This is a genomic window from Acinetobacter sp. 70_2 (assembly GCF_056736115.1).
Map to the genome: position 1 here is coordinate 304,163 of NZ_JBWZIP010000012.1, position 26,398 is coordinate 330,560.

General features: G+C 40.8%; 23 protein-coding genes and 1 riboswitch. Of the genes, 3 read left to right on the forward strand and 20 right to left on the reverse strand.

From position 1 onward, the window contains the following. Positions 1-32: 32 nt before the first annotated feature. The 3 genes from AC1PJ9_RS05295 to prfB form a co-directional block, all read right to left on the reverse strand. A complete protein-coding gene (locus AC1PJ9_RS05295) occupies positions 33-1,091 on the reverse strand; it encodes an alkene reductase (protein WP_311069942.1) in 1,059 nt (352 codons plus the stop codon). 28 nt (positions 1,092-1,119) lie between these two features. Further along, positions 1,120-1,422 (reverse strand): ArsR/SmtB family transcription factor, encoded by a 303-nt coding sequence (locus AC1PJ9_RS05300; protein ID WP_002053977.1) that lies wholly within the window; start codon positions 1,420-1,422, stop codon positions 1,120-1,122. A 199-nt stretch (positions 1,423-1,621) separates the two neighbouring features. Further along, positions 1,622-2,717, reverse strand: a protein-coding gene (gene prfB / locus AC1PJ9_RS05305; protein ID WP_099143691.1) for a peptide chain release factor 2 whose coding sequence is annotated in 2 segments (ribosomal slippage) — positions 1,622-2,644 and positions 2,646-2,717 — 1,095 coding nt in all. Because the reading frame shifts where the segments join, the coding sequence is not laid out codon by codon here. Between the two features lie 204 nt (positions 2,718-2,921). On the opposite strand from prfB, the gene AC1PJ9_RS05310 reads away from it, so the two are divergent. Both AC1PJ9_RS05310 and AC1PJ9_RS05315 read left to right on the forward strand, forming a co-directional pair. Further along, a complete protein-coding gene (locus tag AC1PJ9_RS05310) occupies positions 2,922-3,779 on the forward strand; it encodes a putative porin (RefSeq protein WP_311069943.1) in 858 nt (285 codons plus the stop codon). 336 nt (positions 3,780-4,115) lie between these two features. Then, positions 4,116-4,883 carry a putative porin gene (locus tag AC1PJ9_RS05315; protein WP_311087250.1) on the forward strand — a complete coding sequence of 256 codons (768 nt, stop codon included), beginning with the start codon at positions 4,116-4,118 and terminating at the stop codon, positions 4,881-4,883. Positions 4,884-4,926: 43 nt separating this feature from the next. Here AC1PJ9_RS05315 and recJ read toward each other — a convergent pair whose 3' ends face one another. The 11 genes from recJ to AC1PJ9_RS05370 form a co-directional block, all read right to left on the reverse strand. Then, complete coding sequence (gene recJ, locus AC1PJ9_RS05320) at positions 4,927-6,627, reverse strand: single-stranded-DNA-specific exonuclease RecJ (protein WP_311087251.1); 1,701 nt, start codon at positions 6,625-6,627, stop codon at positions 4,927-4,929. Continuing rightward, positions 6,628-7,284: a pyridoxamine 5'-phosphate oxidase gene (gene pdxH, locus AC1PJ9_RS05325; RefSeq protein ID WP_311087252.1), complete on the reverse strand. Its 657-nt coding sequence runs from the start codon at positions 7,282-7,284 to the stop codon at positions 6,628-6,630. Positions 7,285-7,294: 10 nt separating this feature from the next. Further along, the gene (gene glmM, locus AC1PJ9_RS05330; RefSeq protein WP_311087253.1) at positions 7,295-8,632 is read right to left on the reverse strand and encodes a phosphoglucosamine mutase; all 1,338 of its coding nucleotides are present in this window, start codon (positions 8,630-8,632) and stop codon (positions 7,295-7,297) included. 148 nt (positions 8,633-8,780) lie between these two features. Next, positions 8,781-10,247, reverse strand: a complete 1,467-nt coding sequence (gene guaB / locus AC1PJ9_RS05335; RefSeq protein WP_311069946.1) for an IMP dehydrogenase — start codon at positions 10,245-10,247, stop codon at positions 8,781-8,783. Positions 10,248-10,382: 135 nt separating this feature from the next. Further along, entirely contained in the window at positions 10,383-10,748 is a 366-nt protein-coding gene (locus AC1PJ9_RS05340; RefSeq protein WP_263614815.1) for a YkgJ family cysteine cluster protein, read from the reverse strand. Positions 10,749-10,840: 92 nt separating this feature from the next. Further along, positions 10,841-11,638, reverse strand: coding sequence for an oxygen-binding di-iron domain-containing protein (locus tag AC1PJ9_RS05345; RefSeq protein ID WP_263614816.1), 798 nt, complete (start codon positions 11,636-11,638; stop codon positions 10,841-10,843). A gap of 268 nt (positions 11,639-11,906) precedes the next feature. Beyond that, complete coding sequence (locus AC1PJ9_RS05350; RefSeq protein WP_004711493.1) at positions 11,907-12,482, reverse strand: TMEM165/GDT1 family protein; 576 nt, start codon at positions 12,480-12,482, stop codon at positions 11,907-11,909. 15 nt (positions 12,483-12,497) lie between these two features. Beyond that, positions 12,498-12,694: riboswitch (yybP-ykoY riboswitch) on the reverse strand. Positions 12,695-12,730: 36 nt separating this feature from the next. Next, a complete protein-coding gene (locus AC1PJ9_RS05355) occupies positions 12,731-13,003 on the reverse strand; it encodes a hypothetical protein (protein ID WP_311069948.1) in 273 nt (90 codons plus the stop codon). A gap of 149 nt (positions 13,004-13,152) precedes the next feature. Continuing rightward, complete coding sequence (locus AC1PJ9_RS05360) at positions 13,153-15,138, reverse strand: 2-oxo acid dehydrogenase subunit E2 (protein WP_311087254.1); 1,986 nt, start codon at positions 15,136-15,138, stop codon at positions 13,153-13,155. Between the two features lie 2 nt (positions 15,139-15,140). After that, positions 15,141-17,858, reverse strand: coding sequence for a pyruvate dehydrogenase (acetyl-transferring), homodimeric type (gene aceE, locus AC1PJ9_RS05365; protein ID WP_311087255.1), 2,718 nt, complete (start codon positions 17,856-17,858; stop codon positions 15,141-15,143). A 251-nt stretch (positions 17,859-18,109) separates the two neighbouring features. After that, a complete protein-coding gene (locus AC1PJ9_RS05370; protein WP_263614820.1) occupies positions 18,110-18,802 on the reverse strand; it encodes a M23 family metallopeptidase in 693 nt (230 codons plus the stop codon). Positions 18,803-18,909: 107 nt separating this feature from the next. Here AC1PJ9_RS05370 and AC1PJ9_RS05375 point away from each other — a divergent pair, with 107 nt between their 5' ends. Then, complete coding sequence (locus AC1PJ9_RS05375) at positions 18,910-19,350, forward strand: DUF721 domain-containing protein (protein WP_263614821.1); 441 nt, start codon at positions 18,910-18,912, stop codon at positions 19,348-19,350. 97 nt (positions 19,351-19,447) lie between these two features. On the opposite strand, the gene lpxC is transcribed toward AC1PJ9_RS05375, so the two are convergent. The 6 genes from lpxC to murC all read right to left on the reverse strand — a co-directional run bounded on the left by lpxC (position 19,448) and on the right by murC (position 26,393). Continuing rightward, the gene (lpxC, locus tag AC1PJ9_RS05380; RefSeq protein ID WP_031982274.1) at positions 19,448-20,350 is read right to left on the reverse strand and encodes a UDP-3-O-acyl-N-acetylglucosamine deacetylase; all 903 of its coding nucleotides are present in this window, start codon (positions 20,348-20,350) and stop codon (positions 19,448-19,450) included. Positions 20,351-20,460: 110 nt separating this feature from the next. Then, positions 20,461-21,636 carry a cell division protein FtsZ gene (gene ftsZ, locus AC1PJ9_RS05385; protein WP_002053783.1) on the reverse strand — a complete coding sequence of 392 codons (1,176 nt, stop codon included), beginning with the start codon at positions 21,634-21,636 and terminating at the stop codon, positions 20,461-20,463. Between the two features lie 164 nt (positions 21,637-21,800). Then, on the reverse strand, positions 21,801-23,063 hold the full coding sequence (gene ftsA / locus AC1PJ9_RS05390) for a cell division protein FtsA (RefSeq protein WP_002053865.1): 1,263 nt from the start codon (positions 23,061-23,063) through the stop codon (positions 21,801-21,803). Between the two features lie 60 nt (positions 23,064-23,123). After that, positions 23,124-23,978, reverse strand: coding sequence for a cell division protein FtsQ/DivIB (locus AC1PJ9_RS05395; RefSeq protein ID WP_002053744.1), 855 nt, complete (start codon positions 23,976-23,978; stop codon positions 23,124-23,126). Positions 23,979-23,980: 2 nt separating this feature from the next. Beyond that, complete coding sequence (locus AC1PJ9_RS05400; RefSeq protein WP_311087256.1) at positions 23,981-24,907, reverse strand: D-alanine--D-alanine ligase; 927 nt, start codon at positions 24,905-24,907, stop codon at positions 23,981-23,983. 37 nt (positions 24,908-24,944) lie between these two features. Beyond that, positions 24,945-26,393 (reverse strand): UDP-N-acetylmuramate--L-alanine ligase, encoded by a 1,449-nt coding sequence (murC, locus tag AC1PJ9_RS05405; RefSeq protein WP_033855553.1) that lies wholly within the window; start codon positions 26,391-26,393, stop codon positions 24,945-24,947. Between the last annotated feature and the right edge of the window lie 5 nt (positions 26,394-26,398).

Here is a 26,398-nt window from a genome sequence, read left to right on the forward strand (position 1 = left end):
AGCAAATAATAAATTTAAACAAAATAACGATTTTATGAAGCTTCTAAAGCAGGATAGTCCGTATAACCTTCAGCGCCTTTAGCATATAAAGTTGTTGGTTGAAGCTCATTTAATGGTAGACCTTGCTCTAAACGTTGTAACAGATCTGGGTTCGCAATATAAGCCTTACCAAAAGATACCGCATCTGCCTGACCTTCACGCAAAATACGTTTTGCTGACTCTGGTGTTAGGTTCTCATTGGCAATCCATACACCATTAAATTTTTCGCGAAGTTTAGGACCAATACTATCGGCAGCTTCATACTCACGAGAGAAAATGAAAGCTACATTACGTTGACTCAATTGTTCAACCACATAACCGAATGTTGCTAACGGGTTTTCATCACCCATATCGTGTGAATCGCCACGCGGTGCAATATGTACACCTACTCGGCCAGCGCCCCACACTTCAATAAAGGCATCAACCACTTCTAATAATAAACGAGCGCGGTTTTCAACCGGACCACCATATTCATCATCACGTTGGTTGGTATTACTTTGAAGGAACTGGTCAATTAAATAACCATTTGCAGCGTGTAACTCAACACCATCAAAACCTGCTGCTTTAGCCAGCTCTGCTGAATGTTTATACTGAGCAACAACTTCTTGAATTTCTTCAATTGAAAGCGCACGTGGTTTTACATATGGGCGCTTAGGACGTAATAAACTCACTTCACCCGCAGGTTGAATCGCACTTGGTGCAACAGGAATATCGCCATCCAAAAGTTCAGGATCTGAAATACGGCCCACATGCCAAAGTTGAACTACAATTTTTGAACCTTGCGCATGAACTGCTTCAATAATCTTGTTCCACGCTTGTGCCTGCTCTTGTGACCATAGTCCAGGAGTGTCTGCATAACCCACAGTTTTTGAACCAATAACTGTTGCCTCAGTGAGAATGAGACCAGCATTTGCACGTTGCTGATAATATTCCACCATTAAGTCGTTTGGAACACGACTTTCGCCACTACGTGCACGTGTTAATGGGGCCATTACCAGTCGATTTTTAATTTCAAAATCACCAACTGTTAAGGGAGTATTGAGTTCAGCCATGATCGCCTCGACTTACACTTTATTTGTTTTAAAGTGTTTGTTTTAAATGTTCGATATATTGCTGAATCAAAGCTTCGTTACGTGAAAAATAAGACCATTGCCCATATTTTTGGACCTGAATGAGACCGGCCTGCTGTAATACAGACAAATGATTGGACATTGTAGACTGAGCTACTTTACCCAAACGTTCAATATGACCTGCGCAAACCCCTTTTTCAAAACTACCACCACACTCTTCTACCGGTAAATAATGCGCAGGTTCTTTTAACCATTGCAGAATCTGCCGACGCAGAGGATTGGCTAGGGCTTTGCTAATTGCATCAATATCCATAGGCTCAACACGTCTTTTAAACGAACAAAGCTTCGTTCAGCATTTCGAAAACATAATATCGCATTTTTTCGATATTCATATCCATTTTTTTCGATATTCATATCGTATTTTTCCGATTAACTTCCGATCACTGAACTGCTTTGCCGTTTTAATCGCTAAAAATTTAAGAGTTTTAAAGAACTAAAAGTTCAAAAGACTCTTATAACCCCTGCTTTAAACTCGCTTCAATGAAACGATCAAGGTCACCGTCAAGAACTGCACCAGTGTTTGAGTTTTCAACACCTGTACGTAAGTCCTTAATACGAGAGTCATCAAGTACATAAGAACGAATTTGGCTACCCCAACCAATATCAGACTTCGAGTCTTCAAGTGCTTGAGCTGCTTCATTACGTTTTTGCATTTCTAGTTCATACAATTTTGCACGTAACTGTTTCCATGCATGATCACGGTTCGCATGTTGTGAACGCTGGTTTTGACACGCAACCACAATACCAGATGGAATGTGCGTCAAACGAACTGCTGAATCTGTTTTGTTAATGTGCTGACCACCTGCACCAGATGCACGGTAAGTATCAGTACGAACATCCGAAGGATTAATATCGATTTCGATATTGTCATCAACTTCCGGTGAAATAAACACCGCAGAGAATGACGTATGACGGCGGTTACCACTGTCGAATGGTGACTTACGCACTAAACGGTGTACGCCAGATTCTGTACGTAACCAGCCATATGCATATTCACCTTCAACACGAATCGTTGCAGATTTGATACCTGCTACGTCACCATCAGATACTTCCATAAGTTCTGCTTTAAAACCGTGACGTTCAATCCAGCGCATATACATACGTAATAACATTGAAGCCCAATCTTGTGCTTCTGTACCACCTGAACCTGCTTGAATCTCGACATAGCAAGGATTCGGGTCCATTGGGTTGCTAAACATACGGCGGAATTCAAGTTTTGCTAATTCTTCTTCGGCAGCGCCAAGCTCAGATTGCACATCTACCAGCAAGCTTTCATCATCAGCTTCAACAGCTAAATCGAGCATTGCTTTGGCATCTTCAAGCTGTGTAGATAAACCATCCAACACATTAATAACGTTTTCTAGTTCGCCCTTTTCTTTTGCCATTGCCTGAGCACGGTTTTGATCATTCCAGATCGCAGGGTCTTCTAACTCACGTAAAACTTCTTCTAAACGTTCTTTTTTCAGATCGTAGTCAAAGATACCCCCGTAGTGTTTGGCTACGATCAGTTAAGTCTTTCAATTGGTTTAGATAAGGATTAATTTCCACGCGAGTGTTCCCATAAAAACAGATAAACAGTCGAATATTTTATCATAGCTTGTCAGTATCGAACAAAATCAACGAGACTTATTATTTTTTATTATTAAACTGATAGTTCAAAATATAATATTATTGTTTAATTTTAAAAAATATATTAAAATTAACAACTTAAAATCTTTATAAATTTATAACACTTATTCTAAGAGTTTTATCATGAATAAATCAAATTTTTTACTTGCCCTCATTACGACCGTTTGTGCTTTCAATGCTAATGCCTATCAAACCGAAGTTGGTACTATGTATGAATTTACAGATATGGATGGTGGAGAAGTTAATAGTTTTGGAATTAATGGCAAATATTATTTTAATCCAGTTGAAACTAAAAATTATCCTTTAGCTGAAGCCGCATTTTTAAATAAAGCCTCTAATATCGGTGCTGGTTATACGTATAGTAAAGTAGAAGATGATCAAGATTATGCAAAACTTGAATATAATTCTGTAGGAGTGGCAGGAGAATACTTTATTCCAAATAGCCAATTCTACTTGTCTGGAGCCTTTAACCGTACAAAAAGAGAAGTTACTGTAAATAATTACGGTTCAGCTGATGAAAGCGGTAATGGTTACGCTCTAGAAGTTGGTTTCCTACCAATAGATGGCTTATTACTAGCCGCTGGTGTAGCTGATCTTTCTGAAAGTTTTGACCCAATTCAAGCAGCTAAATATGGTTTCCTTACTTCTTTCACTAATGCAACAACAGTCACTGGTGAAGATGATGATAAAGCCGTAACACTGCGCGCAAAATATGTTACTCAAATTGGTAATTTTTATACTAACTTTGAAGGACAAACTTACATTGGCGATGAGACAACTTACCGTTTAGGTGCAGATATTTATCTAGATCCTACTTTAAGTATTGGTGCATCTTTTGCTAACTCAACGGCAGATGATTCAGATACCATTTTTAGTGTACGTGCCCAAAAATTCTTTACTCCACAAGTAGCAGTAGGTTTGTCTTATACGACAGTTGATGATGCAGATTCTTTTGGTATTAATGGAACCTTCCGTTTCTAATGAATAAGAATTTATAATTTTTAAATATAAAAGCTCAGATAGAATTTATCTGAGCTTTTTTTCATTTCCTTTTAAGCTTTACTCGTAACATCCCCATACAAAATTGGGTACTTTTCCAGCATTTTTGAGTTTCTACACAAAATCTCCTCAATTTTAATAAAATAAAACATTATGTTTTTATATTTAAAAATTAATAATTTAAATTAAATATATTTACAAAAAAAGCACATGGTTACAGTACGGTTACTTGTGCAAGATTGACGGTAAATGATTTTGCTCTAGACTAAAAGTTGTAACAAAACATTTATAAAATCGTTTTTAGAGGGGAGAGATTCCATGAAAAAACTAGCAATTGCATCAGCTCTTTTATCTGCTCTTGCAGTAAGCGGCGCAGCAAACGCTTACCAAGCTGAAGTTGGTGGTTCTTACACTTATCTTGATCCAGATAACGGCAGCAGCGTAAGCAAATTCGGTGTTGACGGGACTTATTATTTCAACCCTGTTCAAACACGTAATTCACCACTTGCTGAAGCAGCATTCTTAAACCGTGCAAGCAACGTTAACGCACATGTTAACTATGGCGATAACAGCGGTACTAAAGATACTCAATATGGCGTAGGTGTTGAATATTATGTTCCTAACACTGACTTCTACCTTAGCGGTGATGTAGGTCGAAATGAGCGTGAAGTCGACAACACCAATATTGACAGCAAAGTAACTACTTATGCTGCTGAAGTAGGTTACTTACCAGCACCAGGTTTGTTGCTTGCTTTAGGTGTTAAAGGTTATGACGAAAAAGACGGTAAAGACGGTGCAGACCCTACCGTTCGTGCAAAATACGTAACTCAAGTTGGTCAACATGACGTAAACCTTGAAGCGTATGGCGCGTTTGGTGACCTTGACGAATATAAAGTTCGTGGCGACTACTACATCGATAAAACTTTAAGTTTAGGTGTGGACTACTACAACAATGACTTAACTGATAAAGACGAATGGGGCATTAATGCTAAAAAATTCTTAAATCAGCAAGTAAGTGTTGAAGGTCGTATTGGTTTCGGTGATAACGACAACACTTATGGTGTTCGTGCAGCATACCGCTTCTAATCTTACCTAGATTAAAAAAATCCGCTCAATTGAGCGGATTTTTTTATTGATTTAAATGCACAATTCGTAGCTGTAAGCTCACATTGCCATTAAAAACATTACGGTCTATTTCATAGACCAGATGTACATGGTCACGCATTGGATCAAACTCGAAGCGACCTGCTGCATTAAAAGCAATCGCATCGAAACTGTATTGATCTATCGCTAGTCTAAGTTTTAAATGTGTCTCTTTGAGCCAACGGAAATCGATAACTTTAAAATGTCCTTCAAATTGAGGCAGCGGAAATTTTTGTCCCCACGGCCCTAACTGCTCAATCCAGTTCAAAGTATCTAACTGCAAAGCAGAAACAGGTAGCTCGCCATCAGTCCATAATGTCGCTTGAAAGATAGATTCATCCATCGCAGCGACACAATCATTAAATACGGTTTTAAAAGCTTCAAAGTTTTCTTTACGTATTGTTAAGCCCGCCGCTGCCGCATGCCCACCAAAATGGCTCACTAACTCAGGATGTTGTTCGGCAACTTGTTCAATGGTATCTCGAATGTGGACACCATCAATTGAACGTGCTGAACCTTTAATATGAATGCCATCTTCATCGGGTGCAAACACAATCGTTGGTCGATGGAACTGCTCTTTTAAACGCCCCGCGACTATACCAATGACGCCTTGGTGCCAGTTTTCTTCAAATAGAACAAGCGCCGCAGGAATATCTTGCTGTGAAAGTTGTAGAGTATCTAAGGCCGATAAAGCTTGTTGCTTCATCTCCCCTTCAATTTGGCGGCGATCTATATTTAACTGATTTAATTGCTGAGCAATCGGATATGCAGTTTCCATAGAGTCTGCTAATAAACACTCAATCCCAATGCGCATGCTCTCCATACGCCCTGCTGCATTAATGCGTGGCCCAAGCACAAATCCTAAATCTTGTGCACGTATTGAAGTTGCTTCACGACCAGCAATATCCAGTAAGGCTAAAATTCCAACTCGACACTGATGTTGCTGAATGCGTTTTACGCCCGCATCGACCAATATACGGTTGTTATAGTCCAGAACAGCCACATCTGCATAAGTTCCCAAAGCGACTAAATCTAAATATTGGGTGACTTTGCTTGTGCTTTTGCCTTGTCTATTACGTAGACTCGCTAAATTGGCAAGCACATATAAGGCAACACCAACACCGGCAAGTGCTTTACTTGGAAACTCACAGCCTAATTGATTTGGGTTCACCACCGCCTCAGCAAGCGGGGTTTCTTTAGTCGTTAAATGATGATCGGTAATAATTACTTGCATGCCTAGGGCATGTGCGGCATCAACACCAGCGTGGCTAGAAATTCCATTATCTACCGTGATTAATAGATCGGGTTGATAAGTTTGATGGGCAAGCTCAGCAATGGCTGGAGTAAGACCATAACCATATTTAAATCGGTCTGGAACCAAATAGTCGACTTGTGCTCCCATGTCGCGAAGCACGAGCATCATTAAAGCTGTGCTGGTTGCACCATCAGCATCATAGTCCCCCACAACCACAATTTTTTTCTGTTCATCAATGGCTTGATCCATTAATGCGACAGCAGCATCCAATCCTTTGAGCTCTGGAGCAAGCAGATTCTTAAGTTTTAGCTCTAGTTCTTGTTCAGACTGCACTCCACGTCTTGCCAAAATCTCGGCAATAAACGGAGGCACGCCCTGAAACTGTTCAGGGCGTGTCAATAAAGGTCTTTGTTTAATTTGTATTTTTGTCATTTAAGGCATCAGTCGGTGCAATGTCCATTGACCGTCGATTTTTTCATAACTCAAGCGGTCATGTAAACGATTTGGTCGTCCTTGCCAGAATTCATAATAATCCGGTTGCAGACGATATCCGCCCCAAAACTCTGGCTTATCGAGTACTTCACGGCTTTGAACTTGTTTTTGCAAGTCTTGGAAACGCTGCTGTAACAACTCTCGACTTTCGATCTTTCCGCTTTGAGGCGTACTGATATGAGCTGCAATCTGGCTATCGCGTGGACGTTTATGGTAATAGTCAGTAGATTCCTGTTCAGGAATCTTCACAACATACCCACCCACACGTACCTGACGCTCTAGACTTGGCCAATAAAATAACAGCTCAGCATATGGATTTTCTGCCAAATCTGCCCCTTTCTGGCTGTCATAGTTGGTATAGAAATCATACCCTGCTTCTGTCGCACCACGTAACAATACAGTTCTGACATGCGGACGACCGTTAGCACTTGCAGTTGCCAACGACATCGCATATGGTTCGTGCAAGTTAGCAGCTAAGGCATGATTAAACCAACCTAAGAATTGCTCATGTGGATTGCTAGCTACTTGTGTCTCGTACAATTCACCTTGTTCATAGCTTAAGCGTAATTCACTTAAGTCTTTAATGACATCACTCATGCCATACACCTTATGCGACTTGTGCTTGTGAACGGACTGCATTGGCTAAATGTTCAGCCAAAGTTTTTACTTCTTGCTCGTTATCACCTTCAACCATGACACGAATAACTGGCTCAGTTCCAGACTTACGAATTAAAATACGTCCTCGTCCTTTAAGCTGTTCTTCTGCTTTATTAAACTCAGTCACTAATGCCGGAATAGAATATGGATCAAGCATTTGTTCTAAACGTATATTTACAAGCACTTGTGGGAATAATTTAAAGCCCTGAACCAATTCATGGAGCGCTTTATTCTGCTCAACCATTACCGTTAACACTTGAAGTGCTGCAATAATCGCATCACCTGTTGTGCTCTTGTCTAACGTTAAAATATGACCAGATGGCTCACCACCTGTAACCCATCCATTTTCATCTAATGCTTGTAATACATAGCGGTCACCAACTTTTGCACGAACAAAGCCAACATTTGCTTTTTCAAGTGCCACTTCAAGTGCCATATTACTCATGACAGTACCGACAATACCTACTGGCTTATTTTTCGCCTGAGTCGCTAAAATATATAAGATATGGTCACCATCAATTAAGTTACCAAACTTATCAACCATTACGACACGGTCAGCATCACCATCAAAGGCAATTCCTAAATCGGCTTCTTGTTCAACCACTGCTTTTTGTAAGCTTTCTGGATGCGTTGAACCACAGTTTTCATTAATATTTAAACCATCTGGTTCGTTGTAGAGAGCCACAACTTTGGCACCTAACTCACGGAAAACTGAAGGCCCAACGCTATAAGCTGCACCATGTGCACAATCCACAACAATTTTTAAATTATTTAAATCGAAGTGATATGGGAATGTAGATTTACAAAATTCGATGTAACGGCCATTTGCATCATTTACACGAACACTTTTACCTAAGTTCGCAGTGTCTTCAATAAATAAATCTTTTTCTAATTCTTTATTAATTTCTTCCTGCAATGAATCTGGTAATTTTTTACCTTCACTTGAGAAAAATTTAATCCCATTATCAAAATATGGGTTGTGCGATGCAGAAATAACAATACCTGCATGCGCATGTAAGGCACGGGTAAGATGTGCAATTGCCGGAGTCGGTAATGGACCAAGCAAATGAACATATACGCCAGCCGCATTTAACCCCGCCTGTAAAGCAGACTCTAAAATATAGCCAGATAAACGAGTATCTTTTCCTAATACCACAAGCGGTTTATTTTTTGGACTCGTTCGTTTTAATACCTTCCCTGCGGCAAACCCGAGTTTTAAAGCAAACTCTGGTGTAATCGGCATTTGCCCAAATTTTCCACGAATACCATCCGTTCCAAAATAACTCATAGCTTATCTCATTTTACGCCACTTCAGCCGTGGCTCATTTCATATATGGCCATTCTGCCATATCTCTTTTCATTAGATTTACTTTACACCAAAAACAAAAAGCCGTCAGTGTACTGACGGCTTTCTTGATTGATTTGGTTACCAAAATCTAACCAACACGATAGTTCGGAGCTTCTTTAGTAATCGTTACATCATGGACATGTGACTCAGACATACCCGCTGAAGTAATTTTCACAAATTTCGCATTTTGACGAAGGTCTTCAATCACTGATGAACCCGTATAACCCATAGATGAACGTAAACCACCCATCATTTGATGAACAATGTTACCCATTGGGCCTTTATATGGAACACGACCTTCAATTCCTTCTGGTACTAACTTTTCAGCGCCTGCTTTTGAGTCTTGGAAGTAACGGTCAGCAGAACCTGTTGCTCCAGCCATTGCACCTAATGAGCCCATACCACGATATGCTTTGTAGTAACGGCCTTGGAAGAATTCAACTTCACCTGGTGCTTCTTCAGTACCCGCTAGAAGTGAACCAACCATGATTGTGCTTGCGCCCGCACCGATCGCTTTTGCCATATCGCCAGAGAAACGGATACCGCCATCTGCAATTAAAGGAATTTGATCTTTCAGTGCATTAGCAACGCTGTCAATCGCAGAAATTTGCGGCATACCAATACCTGCCACAATACGTGTCGTACAGATAGAACCAGGGCCAATACCTACTTTTACAGCATCTGCGCCTGCATCTAATAATGCTAATGCAGCATCACCAGTTGCGATATTACCGCCAATCACTTGTACTTGAGGGAAGTTTTGTTTTACCCAACGTACACGTTCAATAACACCAGCAGAGTGACCGTGTGCTGTATCAACAACAATAACGTCAACACCAGCTTCAACCAACGCTTCCACACGACTTGGTGTTTCAACGCCTGTACCTACCGCAGCACCAACACGTAAACGACCAAGATCATCTTTACAACTGTTTGGATAACTCTCAGCTTTACGGAAGTCAGTTACCGTAATTAAACCTTTGAGTTCGTTGTTTTCGCCAACAACCAAAACTTTTTCAATGCGATGCTTTTGCAATAATGCTTGAATATTTTCTTTAGACTCGCCTTCACGCACAGTAACCAAACGATCTTGGCCTGTCATGATGTTACTAACAGGTTGTTCCAAGTTAGTTTCAAAACGCGTATCACGGCCTGTCACAATACCAACAACCTTGCCGTCTTTAACAACAGGTACACCGCTAATGTTATTAGCGCCGGTAATTGCAATAAGTTCACGTACTGTAGTTTCTGGGGTTACAGTGATTGGATCTTTCACCATACCCGCTTCGAATTTTTTCACACGGCGTACTTCTGCAGCTTGAGCAGCAATATCCATGTTTTTGTGCAAAATCCCGATACCACCATTTTGCGCCATTGCAATCGCCATACGTGACTCAGTCACTGTATCCATTGCAGCTGAAACTAATGGGATATTTAAATGAATGCCGCGAGTTAAACGTGTCTTTAGAGAGACATCTTTTGGGAGAACAGTAGAGTAGGCAGGAAGTAATAAGACATCATCGAAGGTTAGCGCTTCTTGAACGATGGTCAGCATAACAATCTCACTGGTAAATTCCGTGAGCTATTATAAACAAATTTCAATGCAATTTTCATATTATCTTTGCCTTTTTCAGCAATAGATATTCACCTACTCTAAATATTTCTCACTTATTATCGTGTTAGCTCATATTTAACTCACCTGATCATAGTCATGATCATTTTCTGAATCTGCTGGGCTTACTTCAATCAGAGGAATCAACTGGTGCGCCAAGCGCGCTTTGTTACACTGTTCATCAGCAATCTGTACCTCTTTACAGGTAGAACTACGCACCGCATAGATAGAACAGCCCACCTCTTTACCAATTTCACCCGTCAAAGCCTGACATCGTGGCTGAGCCTGATTAGTTCCACGCATACACGAATAAACGGGTGTCAAAGGTTCAACAAGATGTTCATCTATGAACTCGGCCTCAGCCCAGTAAAATGAAACCCGAAAATGTGCACAACATGCCCCACAGCGAAGGCACTCATCTGGAGTCGCAACTTGAGATAACATTTTTATTCAAATTCTCGTCATCAAAAATTTTTCTGTGACGCAAAATCCTAAAAAAATTTCAAATTGGACTCAAGATATTGAACTTAAATTTTTTATGTTGGACAGCTGAAAATTTGTTCAGTCATTAAATCTACACCGCATGGCAATGTTTCAATCCAGTCTAAAAACTGGTTAATCATTTCTTTGCCAATAAATGGAGTCCCATGCTGAGGCACAATCATCTCAATATCCATTTGACGAACCATGTTGACCCATAAACGGATGACTTTATTGGAACACATATAACGTTGGTGAAAAGCTTTCATTTTCAGCACATGGGCATCGAAATCTTTGAGAGGCTGACTTGCATCTTCAACAATAGAAGCCCCCATATCACCAGAAAATAAAATTTTGGCAACTGGATCATAAAACTGAAAATTACCCACCGAATGTAGAAAATGTGCCGGAACCATGACAAGCTTTGATTCACCCAATTGAATCACTTGACCACGATCTGGCAACTCAATGAGACGGTCTTCCCAATTTCCTTTCATACGCTCACTCATAAATGATGAATTTAAGTGAGGTAAAAATCGCGCCCATAATTTAGAGGCAACCACTTTAGCATCGGTATAAACCAACCAACGAGGCATTGAAGTAATAATATCTGGGTCTTGATGTGAAGCGATTACATAGTCCAGATTTTTAAGACGAGTATATTTATTAAGTTCCATCGTCAATGGAACATAGGTCAAGTCACCACCTGGATCAATAACAGCTGCCCTTTCATGATCAATAATTAAAAATTGATTGGCTTGTATGCCTTCCCCTTTCACCAAACTGGTAAAACTAATACATTTATGTACGCCATTATCAAATAGTATCTGCGATGTTGTTTTTTCAAACCCCATACAATTCCCCAAAAAAACTTTAAATATTAGATATTTTTATATCCCTACTAAAATAAAGGGATTCTAAAGCACTTGCAATGAATTGATTGATATTTCTCATAATATTTTAAAATTGATTTTACTTTTCTTATTCTATAAATGAATCATCAATAAATTGAGCAACCCTCTAGCATCTCCTTAAATAAACAGTATCGTGAAGTTTAACTACTTAAACACTCAATAAAACGCACTCTTAATGAATGCGTTTTTATATAAAGCGAAAAGTATTTTAGAAGAAATAATGTTGTACTAACGTAGAAACACCTACGATAAAGAAAATAGCTGCACCAATTTTATGAATGAGCGAGATAGATAAACGTTCAGCCAATTTATTACCAATAAATACAGCTGGTGCATTCGCGATCATCATCCCTAGTGTTGTACCCAGCATCACCCAGAAAATGCTGTCATAGCGTGCAGCTAAAGCGACAGTTGCAATTTGGGTTTTATCACCAATTTCTGCTAAGAAAAATAAAATAAAGGTTGCACCAAAAACACCAAATTTTTGCCATTTATTAATACTATCAGTCTCATCATCAAGCTTATCTGGAATAAGCATCCAGAACGCCATACCAATGAAACCAACCGCGAGTACCCAAACTAAAATTTCAGGACTGAGCACAGTCGTAATCCATTGCCCAAGCACAGCAGAAATACCATGGTTAATGAGTGTTGCTAAAAGAATCGCAATTAAAATAGGAATTGGCTTACGGAAACGCGCAGACAATAAAAGTGCCAACAATTGAGTTTTATCACCCATTTCAGCGAGGGCAACAATCGAGGTAGAAATCAGAAATTCTTGCATGTCGGTTCTCTGGCTAGCATAAATGCCTATGACCTACCCCTCCTGCTAGCCAAATATCATAAAATGATTGCAGAGTGGTAAATCAAAGGTCTTGCCAACTCAGGAACGATGAGACGTTTAAGCTATGATGACCATGTTCTGTTGAACAATTATGTTGACCATCACCTATTCACATTTGCTGTGAATAGCGGCTACTCCCCAATGAAGTATGCGTTTATTATATTCAAGTCACTCTATTTTTCAAACGTTTAAGCAATAAATTTTACCCACGCCCACACCAATAAACGCGCAAGACCTAATAACACTGCAAAATAAGCACTTATATGAATGAAACCAATATGGCTACTGCTCGTTCCAGCCTGATATTCAAAGGGCAAAATCAAAGTAGCGACAAACACCTCAAAACCCATCACCACATAAGTCATCCATTCCCACGGGAAGTGTAAAATACTGACCCATACTCCCATCAATAAAAATACAATCAACAGTAAGGGCAACATAATTTTCAGGAAACCCAACATTTACTATTTCTCCTTTACCTGATAACGAGAAATTTCTCCTCACGCTCAATAAGCCTTGCTTAGCCTGTAGATTAACCCAAAATTTAATTAAAGAGATATCAAAAACAAAACCCCGCCGAAGCGAGGTTTTAGTCAATTATTTCAAAGCATTAGATTAATAAAGTACGAATATCTTTAAGAAGCTTCGTAAGTTTATTTGTAAAGCGAGCTGCATCTGCACCATTAATTACACGGTGGTCATAAGACAATGACAACGGCAACATTAAGCGCGGATCAAAGTCTTTACCATTCCATACTGGCTGCATTGTTGCAGGTGAAATACCTAAAATTGCAACTTGTGGCCAGTTCACAAGAGGTGTAAATGCTGTGCCACCTATTGCACCTAAGCTTGAAATGGTGAAATTCGCACCTTGCAAGTCTTTCGGTGATAATTTCTTATCACGCGCTTTTTGACCTAACACACCCAATTCAACTGCAATTTGCTTAATTGATTTTTGGTCTGGGTTACGAAGTACTGGCACAGTTAAACCATCAGGTGTTGCTACTGCAATTCCCATATGGATTTCATTGCGCAAGAGCACTGATTTACCGTCATCAGATAGATGACCTGCGAACTCACGCTCTTCTTTCAACAAATGCGCAACCGCTTTGATAATGAATGCCATAATCGTCAGGCTGATACCTTCTTTTTTGAAGTTGCCTTTCAGTTCATTACGCCAATCTTCCAACTCAGTAATATCAGCCAAATCAAACTGGGTGACTTGCGGAATAAAGTTGTTCAACGACAATTGCGGAATTGATACTTGCTGCAAACGCGTCAGTACTTTTTCTTCCACGCCACCAAATGCAGTAAAGTCAGGAAGCTTTGGCAAACCCGAAACCGCTGGTGCAGCTGCAGCAACTGGCGCCGCCGCTTGCGGTGCAGTTAAACGACTCTTCACATAAGCAAAGATATCTTCTTTAACAACACGGCCATGCTCACCAGAAGTTTTAACTTGTGACAAGATCACACCAAGTTCACGAGCCAGCTTACGAACAGCAGGGCCTGCATATACTTTAGCATTTTCAGCTTCTTGCTCTTTCGTTAACTTATCAGCACCAGATGTTGATGCTACAGGCGCAGACTGAGTCGCAGCAGGAGCTGCCGCTTTAGGTGCTGCTGTCTGTGGAGCCGGTGCAGCTTCTGCTTTTGCCGCTGGAGCTGCTGCAGGTGCTTGACCTTCAGCTTCAATTGTTGCAAGCAATACGCCTTGTGAAACCTGTTGACCTGCTTGTAAGTGAATTGCTTTTACAACACCCGCAACAGTACTTGGAACTTCTACCGTTGCTTTATCAGATTCAACCACAACAAGGCTTTGGTCTACATCAACTTTATCGCCAACTTGTACTAAGATTTCAGCAACAACTGCTTTATCTACACCTAAGTCAGGAACATTGATATCAACTGGACCAGATTGAGTAGCAGCTGCCGCTACAGTTTCTTGCTTTGCAGCAACTGGTTCAGCGGCCGCAGCTGGAGCTGCTGTAGAAGCAGGAGCTTCTGCTTGTGCACTTGATGCAGACGTCGTTTTCACTTGAATAAGAACAACACCTTCTTTAACGGTATCGCCTTCTTTCACTTGAATACTTTCTACAGTACCAGCAACACTGCTTGGAACTTCTACAGTCGCCTTATCTGACTCTACAACAACAATACTTTGTTCAACATCAATTTGGTCACCCACTTTAACGAGGATTTCACCAACCAATGCTTTCTCAACGCCGATGTCAGGTACAGTCACGTCAACAGTTGCAGTTGATGTAGCGGTAGTAGGTTGAGTTGAAGCTTGAGTTTGTGGAGCAGATGTTGGAGCAGCTGGTTTTTCAGCCGCAGGCGTCGGTGTTGGCTCTGGTGCAGCTTGTGCTGCACCTTCTGCTTCGATTTCAATCAAAGCAACACCTTCAGTCACATCATCACCTTGGTTAATCAAGATGCTTTTTACTACACCTGCTGAAGTGCTAGGCACTTCAACAGTTGCTTTATCAGACTCAAGCACAACGATACTGTCGTCAACTTCAACGCGGTCGCCAACTTTTACTAAAATTTCAGCGACGTTTGCTTTATCTACACCAATATCAGGGGTCTTAATTTGCATGCTTATTTCCCCTCACCTGTTTGCGTTTCGTTGTATTCAGCAACTGGCTGAACTTCCGGATGTGCTTGTGGAGCCCATGCAACCGGACGGTCAGTATCTAACTCAAAGTTAGAAATTGCATCTTTCACTAAACGTGCATCTACTTCACCTTCGTCAGCTAGTTTTTTCAACGTAGCAACAACGATATGTGCAGCATCAACACCAAAGAAACTACGTAAGTTCGCACGTGTATCTGAACGGCCATAACCATCTGTACCCAATGCAACAAATGGACGACCATCTGGAAGGTACGCACGAATTTGTTCGCTATAAGCACGCATATGGTCTGTAGCAGAAACTACGATACCTTCTGTACCACGTAACTGCTTAGATACCCAAGATTCTTTCACTTCTTCAGCAAGTGGGTGTAGGCGGTTGTATTCTTCACATGCCATACCATCACGAGACAACTCATTGAAGCTTGTTACACTCCAAACGTTTGAATGGATTTGGTATTCATCACGTAAGATTTTCGCAGCTTTAATCACTTCACGAAGAATTACACCTGAACCAAGTAATTGAACAGTTGCTTTTTCATCTTTTTCGAACAAGTACATACCACGTTTAATGCCTTCCTCAGCACCTTCTGGCATTGCAGGATGCTCGTAGTTCTCGTTCATTACTGTTAAGTAATAGAACACACGTTCTTGGTTCACATACATACGTTTTAAACCGTCATGTACGATTACAGCTAACTCATAACCAAAACATGGGTCATAAGATACGCAGTTTGGAATCGTGTTCGCCAAGATATGTGAATGACCATCTTGGTGCTGTAAACCTTCACCGTTCAATGTTGTACGACCAGCAGTTGCACCTAACAAGAAACCTTGAGCTTGCGCATCACCAGCTGCCCATGCAATGTCACCAATACGTTGGAAACCAAACATTGAGTAGTACATGTACATTGGAATCATTGGCAAGTTATTCGTTGAATAACTTGTCGCTAACGCAGCCCATGCACTCATCGCACCAGCTTCGTTAATCCCTTCTTGAAGCATGTGACCGTCACTTGCTTCACGGTAATGCATTAACTGTTCTTGGTCTTCTGGAGTATATTTTTGACCGTGAGCGGCATAAATACCAAGCTGACGGAACATACCTTCTAAACCAAAAGTACGTGCTTCATCTGGAACGATTGGTACTACGCGGTCTTTAATTGCTTTTTCTTTAAGTAAAGCAGCAATTAAACGCACCATTACCATCGTAGTAGATTGTTCTTTACCACCTGAACCGTTTAACACTGCATCAAATACAGATAATTCAGGAATCGCTAAAGTTTCACTCTCACGACGACGCGCAGGTAGGTAACCACCTAATGCTTCACGACGCGCCTTCATGTACTTCATTTCTGGAGAGTTTTCACTTGGGCGATAGAATGGGAGCTCTTCTAACTTATCATCTGTAAATGGCAGGTTAAAACGATCACGTACATATTTTAAAGAGTCGATCTGCATTTTCTTGATTTGGTGAGTTTTGTTCACCGCTTCAATTTCTTCAGACAAACCGTAACCTTTAACAGTTTTCGCAAGAATAACTGTTGGTTGACCTTTAGCTTTCATTGCTTCTGCATATGCAGCAAAAACCTTGTACGGGTCATGACCACCACGGTTGAGATTATCGATGTCTTCATCGCTTAAATCTTTTACAAGTTCCGCAGCTTCCGGGTACTTGCCGAAGAATTTCTCACGTGTATATGCGCCACCTTTTACTTGATAGCGTTGGTACTCACCATCAACAGTTTCTTCCATTACCGCTTTTAAAGCGCCTGTGCTGTCTTTTGCAAGTAGTGGATCCCAATGACGGCCCCATACCACTTTAATGACACGCCAGCCCGCCCCACGGAATAAAGATTCTAATTCTTGAATAATTTTACCGTTACCACGTACAGGACCATCTAGACGCTGTAAGTTACAGTTAACTACCCAAATGAGGTTATCTAGCTTTTCACGACCAGCAAGTGAAATTGCACCAGTACTTTCTGGCTCATCCATTTCACCATCGCCGAGATATGCCCAGACTTTACGATCTTCTTCTTTGATCAAGCCACGGTTCATCAAATATTTTTGAATGTGTGCTTGATAAATCGACATGATTGGACCAAGACCCATTGATACCGTTGGGAATTGCCAATAGTCCGGCATTAAATATGGATGTGGATAGCTTGGTAAACCGTTACCGCCAACTTCACGGCGGAAATTACTTAACTGTTCTTCAGTTAAACGTCCTTCGAGGAATGAACGTGCATAAATACCAGGAGCACAGTGCCCTTGGTAATAAATCATATCTCCGCCAAAGTTATCGCTGTTTGCGCGGAAGAAATGGTTAAAACCTACGTCATATAATGTTGCACTTGATGCGAAACTCGCCAAGTGACCACCTAAATCATCACCTGTTTTATTCGCGCGAAGTACCATTGCTAAGGCATTCCAACGAATCAATGCACGAATACGGCGTTCCATATCTTGGTCGCCTGGCATTGCAGGTTGTTCTTCAACAGAAATTGTATTTAAGTAAGGTGTATTGAGACGTTGAATTGGAACATGCTTAGCAATTGCTTGTTGGTAAAGTTTTTCCAACAAGAATGCCGCTCGCTCAGTTCCCATATGTTGTAAAACTGAATCGAATGCATCTTGCCATTCTTGGGTTTCTTGTGCGTCGGAGTCACCGTAAAACGCCATAATTCACCTGTTCCTTGTTCTCTAATCTACTTTGTATTTTTACCACGTTTTGCCCCTCTCAAGTTATTGCCACGGGTGAATGTGAGGGGGCCCTATTATTTTCTGAATGAATAGTCATTGACCGAGCATGAGTCAAAATAACAAAAAAACGCCAATATTGGCGTTTTTTTATACGATCATTGCGTTAAGAAAGGTTTATGTTCATTTTCAGATTCACAAATTCAATAACCTTGATCTTTTAAGAAATGCAATTAAGGCAACATTGCTAAGTAAGTTGATGGATTCTTACGTTGACCATCTTTAACTACTTCATAGTGTAAATGTGGTCCAGTACAACGACCTGTACAACCCACATTAGCAATATGGTCACCAGCAGAAACCTGATCACCCACACGAACCATTAAACGTGAAGCGTGCGCATAGCGTGTTAAATAACCATTACCATGGTTAATTTCAACATATTGACCATAACCTGTACCCCAGCCTGATTTAGTTACAATACCAGGACCTGTTGCATAGATTGGTGTACCACTTGGCGCAGACATATCTAAACCACCGTGATGCTCTGCACGACCACCCATGGTACGGCCACCAAAGTTAGAAGAAACACGTACGCTATCAGGAAGAGGATGAGAAACTAGCCAAGAATAAGGATTTGAAGAAGAGGCATTGAAAGAGCTTTTAGCGGTCGTATGACCATATTTTTTTGCCAGTGAGTCATTGTTGAGCTCAACTGTTTTTGGGCGTAAAGTGACTGAAACTTTAGCACTTGCCGGAAGATCCAAATCATCAGGATGCGTATATGAACCTTGAGATAATGTTTTTGATAACTGTTCCAATCGATCTGAGTCAGTAGATTGGTTAATATTTTGATAATCTGCAAAAGCAACCGATGCTGCCGAAGCGGCAAGTGAAAACGCTAATAAAATACGACGCGTGTGCATAAAAACCTCTTGAAACTGTTCTTACTCAAGTTCCTTATGATCTCTTCCTTGATATCGGTTGAAGTGAACGCTTAAGATTAGGACAAGAAACCATTCGAGAACGATCAATGTCTAAACCCGATAACGTTTTTCAACAATCCGGAAAACACATAAAAACAGGAAACCTTACGTTTCTAACAACGCAAGTCGCGCAATGGCAAAGACTTACGAAAATAATCCAACCCTTATTGCCCCAACCGGAACAATGGCAGGTCGTGTGTTATCAAAATGGCACTTTAATTATTACTGGTGAAAATCAGGCAATGATTAGTCAACTCAGCTATTTACAGAGCCAATATATATCTAAATTATCTCAACTTGAAGGACTAAAAGACCTACAAAGAATTCAAGTTCGCCTAAGAAATAAAACTATTTCTACAGCGCCCCCATCTGAGCCTTCTAAATCCATCCCCCCGGAAACACAAGAAATGTTACGTAGTGCTGCCGACTTCGTGAGCGACCCTAAGCTTAGCCAAGCTTTACTACGTTTGGCAAGCAATAAAAAATGATGAGCTTTCTATTCCTTAATTAGAATCGTTCTTATTATGTGACTAAAATCACAATTTTCATTGTTACATTATAACGTAGCCAAATAAAGACAATGACTTATGTCACACTCACGTATGGAATTGGACAGTCTTTCTCGTCATTAAATGTTACAATTTCATAATTACTCGGATCACTTTGAACATTGCGTAATAGCTGATTATTTAAAGCATGTCCTGACTTATAACCATCAAACTTGGCAATAATTTGATGACCAAGTAAATACAAATCACCTACTGCATCTAAAATTTTATGTCGAACAAATTCGTCAGCAAATCGTAAACCTTCTTCGTTCACAACACCTGTATCATCTACACCAATGGCATTATCCAGACTTGCACCTAAAGCTAAATTATTTGCTTTGAGGTAATCTAAGTCTTTCATAAAGCCAAAAGTTCGTGCTTCACTGACCTCATACACAAATGTTTCGGTCGAAAAATCGATAGTCGCAGACTGATATTCTTTGGCAAAGGCAGGATGATCAAAATCAATGGTAAAGTTAAGTTGAAAACCATTATGCGGTCTAAAAATTGCTTTTTTATCATCAATTAAAGCCTCAACTGGCTTTAATATTCTTATAAATTTTTTCGGAGCATCTTGTTCACGCAAACCACCTTGCATGAGCAAATAAATAAATGGTCCAGCACTACCATCCATAATTGGAACTTCAGATGCTGATACTTCTACGATTAAATTATCAATACCTAAACCCGCAATCGCACTCATTACATGCTCAATTGTCCCGACCTTAATATCGCCAGTGACAAGATTTGAACACATAAATGCTTCTTGAATGAGCAATGCATTGGCAGGAATATCGACAGGTGGATCCAAATCGATACGGCGAAATACAATACCTCCATCCACGGTATGTGGAATGAAATTGATCATCACTTTTTGACCGCTATGAAGACCTATTCCACTCGCTTTTACCACACGATTGAGAGTACGTTGTTTCACCATGCTTTGTAACTTCTTTTTTAAAACCGCTATACGTTAGCATATTTAGTCATTGATCAAAAATAAAAAAAGGCAGTGTTTATACACTGCCTTTTAATAGATTGAACGCTAAATTACTTACGTTGCTGATTTTTCAAGTAATCTTGAATACTCATTGGCGAAGAACGCGGTGATGAACTTGGTGCATTATTCACATCATTTTCAGCATTTTGACGTTTATTAATTGCCGGAACATCATCTTCATCTACAGATTGTGCAGATTGAGTTGCGGTATGGCTTACTGTATTGCGCTTTCTTGGTTCTGCATCAGCTGCATTACGTGTTAAACCAGTAGCTATAACAGTCACACGTAATTCATCACGCGCATCTGGATCAAATACCGTACCGTAGAAGATTTCACCTTCATCAAGGTCAACAATTTGGTTAACCACATCAGTAATGATTTCAGTTTCGCGTAACGTGATGTCATCACCACCTGTAATGTTAATTAACACGCCTTTCGCATTAATAATATTCACATTATCAAGTAGTGGACTACGAATTGCCTGTTCAGCAGCTTGACGCGCACGGTCTTCACCACGGCCTAAACCAGCACCCATCATTGCATAACCGCGAGTACTCATTGCAGTTTTCAAATCGGCGAAGTCAAGGTTAATGTGACCACGGTTAACAACAAGGTCAAAGATACTACGTACAGCGTTTAACAATACATCGTCTGCCTTTTTATAGGCATCTTTCATTGAAATATCACCATACACGCTTAATAAACGTTGGTTAGGAATAATAATCAATGAATCAACATGTGCTTCAAGCGCTTCAATACCACGCTCAGCAGATTTTTGACGACGACGACCTTCAAAGTTAAATGGAGTTGTTACAACACCAACAGTCAAAATCCCCATTTCTTTAGCAACTTCGGCAACAACCGGAGCAGCACCAGTACCTGTACCACCACCCATACCAGCGGTTACAAATACCATGTCAGTTCCTTCAAGGTGCTGACGAATAATTTCACGGCTTTCTTCTGCGGCAACCTGACCTACTTCAGGGTTAGCACCAGCACCTAGACCACGTGTACTTTGCTCACCTAACTGAATTTTGAAAGGGGCATTCATACAATCAAGTGCTTGTTTATCTGTATTGGCACAAACGAATTTAACACCCTGAATATCAGACTGTACCATGTGCTGAACGGCATTACCGCCACCGCCACCTACACCAAATACAGTGAAACGGGCTTGACCGTTGCCATCGTTTAGTTCATCTTCTATAAATTCAAATGAGGCCATGACCTTTAGGGTTCCTAATACATTATGGCAGTCACTTCAGCCCGTATACTGCCTTGATTTTCAAAAATAACTAATTTTAAGAATGCTGTGCAATACAAACCTTGTCAAGTACAGTGGTTTTCTCTTACAACTTCCTAACAATTCTACCAATAAATCCATACATCCTAAAAAATGGCTTTAAGTTTGCTATTAAACGCATTCCAGCCATTCACCATTCGTTCCCATACCGAACGGTCATTCCCCTCTTCAGGTTCCTCAACAGCTTCTTGTAATTCGCTTTGGCTAAACATAAGCAAACCAGCTGCTGTCGCATACATTGATCGGCGTAATGCAGCTTGATGCTGATCATCAGCATACACCTGTAACGGTGGATTACCTAAATGAGCAGATACACCTAGCATACGACGCGCTAAACTCACCATACCTTCAATCTGGCAAGCATCACCTGTCAATACAACACCATGATATAGGCCATGGATTGCACCGCTTTGTTCGAGTTCTTCGCGAATTTGGCTGAAAATCTCTTCATAACGAGCAATAATAATTTCTGATAACTCAATACGACTAATCGTTTGAGGCCCATCAATGCCCTGTACCTGAATCATATGGTCAGGCTTAACAGCACTTAGATCAACACAGCCATGCAGAATTTTAATGCGTTCAGCTTCTTCAGTGGTTGTTTGCAACACAGCAGCAATATCACGTGTCACATGCTCACCACCACGTTGTAATGTACGTGCTAAAGCCAAACGGCCATCTAAATAAACTGCTAGATTGGTAATACCTGCACCAATATCAACTAGACAAACGCCATATTCTTTTTCATCTTTCAGCAAACTTGCTTCAGCCGTAGCCAAGCAAGAGACCACCATTTTCTCTACACCAATGTTCGCACCTTTCATGGCACGATCAAGGTTTTGCATAGTAGCAATCGGCATCATCATGAGTTGATAGTGGCCAGTCATGCTATGAGCGGTCATATTGATTGGGTTTTGAACCCATTCAGCAGAGTCGCCTAACTCAAACCCTAACGGGACAGCACTTGCTAAATAGTAGTCAGAAGTTACATGGCTTGCTTTTGCTAACTCTAATGCACGTACAACTTCATTGGTTGTAATCACATGTGCTGGATTAGCAACAGGTGTGCGTCCAGAAGCATAGAAACTTTGCAGCTCGGTACTCGGAATTGATACCCACGCACTATGAATGCGACATTCGGCCATATTTTCCGCTTCAGCAACGGCGTTTTTAATCGCAGCAATGACTTTATCGAGACTTACAATTTTTCCTTTGTTCATGCCTCGATTGCGAGCAGTTGCCATACCGATAACCTGAATGTTATCCGGCGCATGAATTTTTCCAATCAAAACTGAAACTTTATGCGTCCCAATGTCAATCGCAACAACTGAGGGAACAGCTTCACTCATCACTCATACCATTTCTTTGTTGTCTAATACCAGGCAAATTGCCTATTTTAAAGCCACGTATTATGGCTTTGCTTTTGCACCACCTGCAATGCTTGTGTCATCACTCGTTACAACAAACTGACCATTCACAATTTTAGGTGGGGTTGCATTCTTCCATTGAATAGATAATCCATTACGATATCGCAAATCAATGGCTGAGATTTTCGTCCACACAGGTTTTAGGTCAGATTGTGCCAAGTGACTTAAACGTTGCAATTTATTCATTGTTTGGTCTTGGTCAACAATAATTCGTAAACCAGAGTCAAACTGCATAAACCAAGTCATTCGCTCTGTTAGATATAACTCTTTTAAACGCAAATTAACAGGATGGAATAACTGATTAATTTCATTATAGCGTCGCATCATCATTTTCGACTGGCTTACCGGACCATGTAACAGCGGAAGCTCAGGATGAAGTCTCGGTTCTGCCTCACTAAATACGTCACCACCATCGCTTAATAAGCGACCTGTTCCCCAACGGGCGATCGCATGTCGAGGCATCACACGAACACGAATACCATTTGGCCAGGCACGAGATACGACAACTCGGTCTACCCATGAAATTTCTAATGCTTTATCACGAATCTGTTCTAAGTCAGACGTGAAATAATTATCTTTTACAATCGGTTGCACATATCGCATCACTTGCTGATTCTCAACCGGAGTTGTTGAACCTACCACTTCAAGTTTTGCGACAGTTGCATCAGTAATAACTTTATATAGACCGTAAATTCCGGCTGCCAAGACTAAAAAGGCAATAACCAGCAACACCCATCCGCCAGCATTGGCAAGCTTTTGCTTGCGCGTAGGCGGTTTTTCATGAATGGAGGTAATCGCCGCACGTTTACGGCGCATGGAAGCCGGAAGTTGTGCCATATTTAAGCCGTACCTTCCAATGTTTGCTCAAGAATTGCAACACACAATTCATCAAAACTATAACCCACAGCTTTAGCTGCTTTTGGCACAAGCGAGTGGCTGGTCATACCTGGTACGGTATTTACTTCTAAAAGCCAGAAATTACCTTGCTCATCCTGCATTGCATCAATACGGCCCCAACCTTCTGCACCTACGGCTTGGAAAGCACGTAAACATAAGGCTTGTAGGTTTTTCTCTTCGCTCTCACTGAGACCACAAGGAATACCATACTCGACATCATTACGTTGATATTTTGCTTCATAGTCATAGAAAGCAACATCTGCTGGTGGCTGCAAACGAATAACAGGTAAAGGCTGACCATTTAAGAATGAAATCGTAAATTCACGACCCGTAATCCATTTTTCTGCCATCACTACAGCATCGTGCTGAGTTGCTTTTTCAATTGCTGCTGCAAAATCTTCAGCTTTCTCAACCTTACTCATGCCTACACTTGAACCTTCATGTACAGGCTTGATAATGACAGGCAAACCTAATTCAGCAATGACTGAATCTAGGTCAGTTTCTTTAGTAATAATGCGATACGGTGCTGTTGGTAAGTCACTGCCTTGCCAAATTTGCTTGGTTTTGACCTTGTCCATACCAATTGCAGAACCTTGTACACCTGTTCCTGTATAAGGAATGTGTAACCACTCAAGCGCGCCTTGGATTTGACCGTCTTCACCACCACGACCATGCAATACAATAAATGCGCGGTCATAGTTTACAAGTTCAGTTACGCTACGGTCTTGCGGATCAAATGCCTCAGCCTGAACACCTGAACGTAACAAAGCGTCCAGAACTGCCTGACCACTATCTAAAGACACAGCACGCTCAGCCGATTTTCCACCAAGTAACACAGCAACTTTGCCGAATTTTGTAGCATTTGACACGTTTAAATCCTTAACCCGATAATTCAATACTTTTTGTTTATTTCACATACAAATGATGCTGTGCAAGTTCTACTGAAATTGCTCCCACGTTACCTGCACCTTGCGTTAATAACAAGTCATTTGGTTGTAACACATTTTGCATGATGTTTTGCAAATTACCGTCAACCGGATCAATCAAAATCGGCTCAACCTGACCGCGCAAACGAATACTACGCGCCAAAGTACGGCTATCTGCACCAACAATTGGTTTTTCCCCAGCCGGATAAACTTCTAGTAATAATAATTGATCGACTTGAGATAAAACTTCAATAAAGTCATCAAAACAATCACGAGTACGAGAGTAACGGTGTGGTTGGAAAAGCATTACTAAACGACGGTCAGGATGACTCTGACGAGCAGCTTTAATTGTAGCTTCCACTTCTTTCGGGTGGTGTCCATAGTCATCGACTAATTTCACATTACCTTCACCAAGCTCAAATTCACCTTGTACTTGGAAGCGACGTCCAACACCACTAAAACCTTTTAATGCACGGCTAATTGCTTCATCTGAAACACCTTCATCGGTAGCAACACCAATTGCAGCCAAAGCATTTAAAACATTATGTAAACCAGGCTGATTAATCGTTAGACGTAACGGTTCACGGCCCTTACGTAATACCGTAAAGTGCGAGCGCATGCCATCTTGCTCTACATCAATCGCACGGATGTCATTATCTTCGTTAAAACCATATGTAATAACTGGACGGCCTACACGTGGCAAAATCTCACGAACGTTTGCATCATCGCCACAAACTACCGCTAAACCATAAAACGGTAAGTTATGCAGGAATTGTACAAAGGTATCTTTTAATTTATCAAAGCTACCTTCATAAGTGTCCATATGGTCAGCATCGATGTTGGTTACAATCGCTGCCATTGGCTGTAAATAAAGGAAAGATGCATCTGATTCGTCAGCTTCAGCAACAATAAAACGGCTTTCACCAAGTGCTGCATTTACACCAGTACTGTTAAGTAAACCACCAATCACATAAGTTGGGTCAAGGTTTTCTTCAGCCAACATAGTGGTTAACAAACTCGTTGTTGTGGTTTTGCCATGTGTACCTGCTACTGCGATACCATGACGGTAACGCATAAGCTCACCGAGCATTTCTGCACGACGTACAATCGGAGTACGTTGTTCAATTGCTGCTTTAATTTCCGGATTCTCCGGATCAATTGCAGTTGAAACCACAAGCACATTGGCATTTTTAATATTTTCTGCTTCGTGTCCGATATAGACTTTAATGCCATTTTCTTCTAATTGTTGTGTAGTTTTAGAAGCTTTAATATCTGAACCGGAAATTTTATATCCTTGGTTAGCTAACACCTCAGCAATACCACACATACCTGCTCCGCCAATACCCACAAAATGAATGTGTTTGATACGGCGCATTTCAGGCACTTTAATCAATTTTTTTGCTTGGTTTGCAGCTGTTATTGGAGACATAGTAA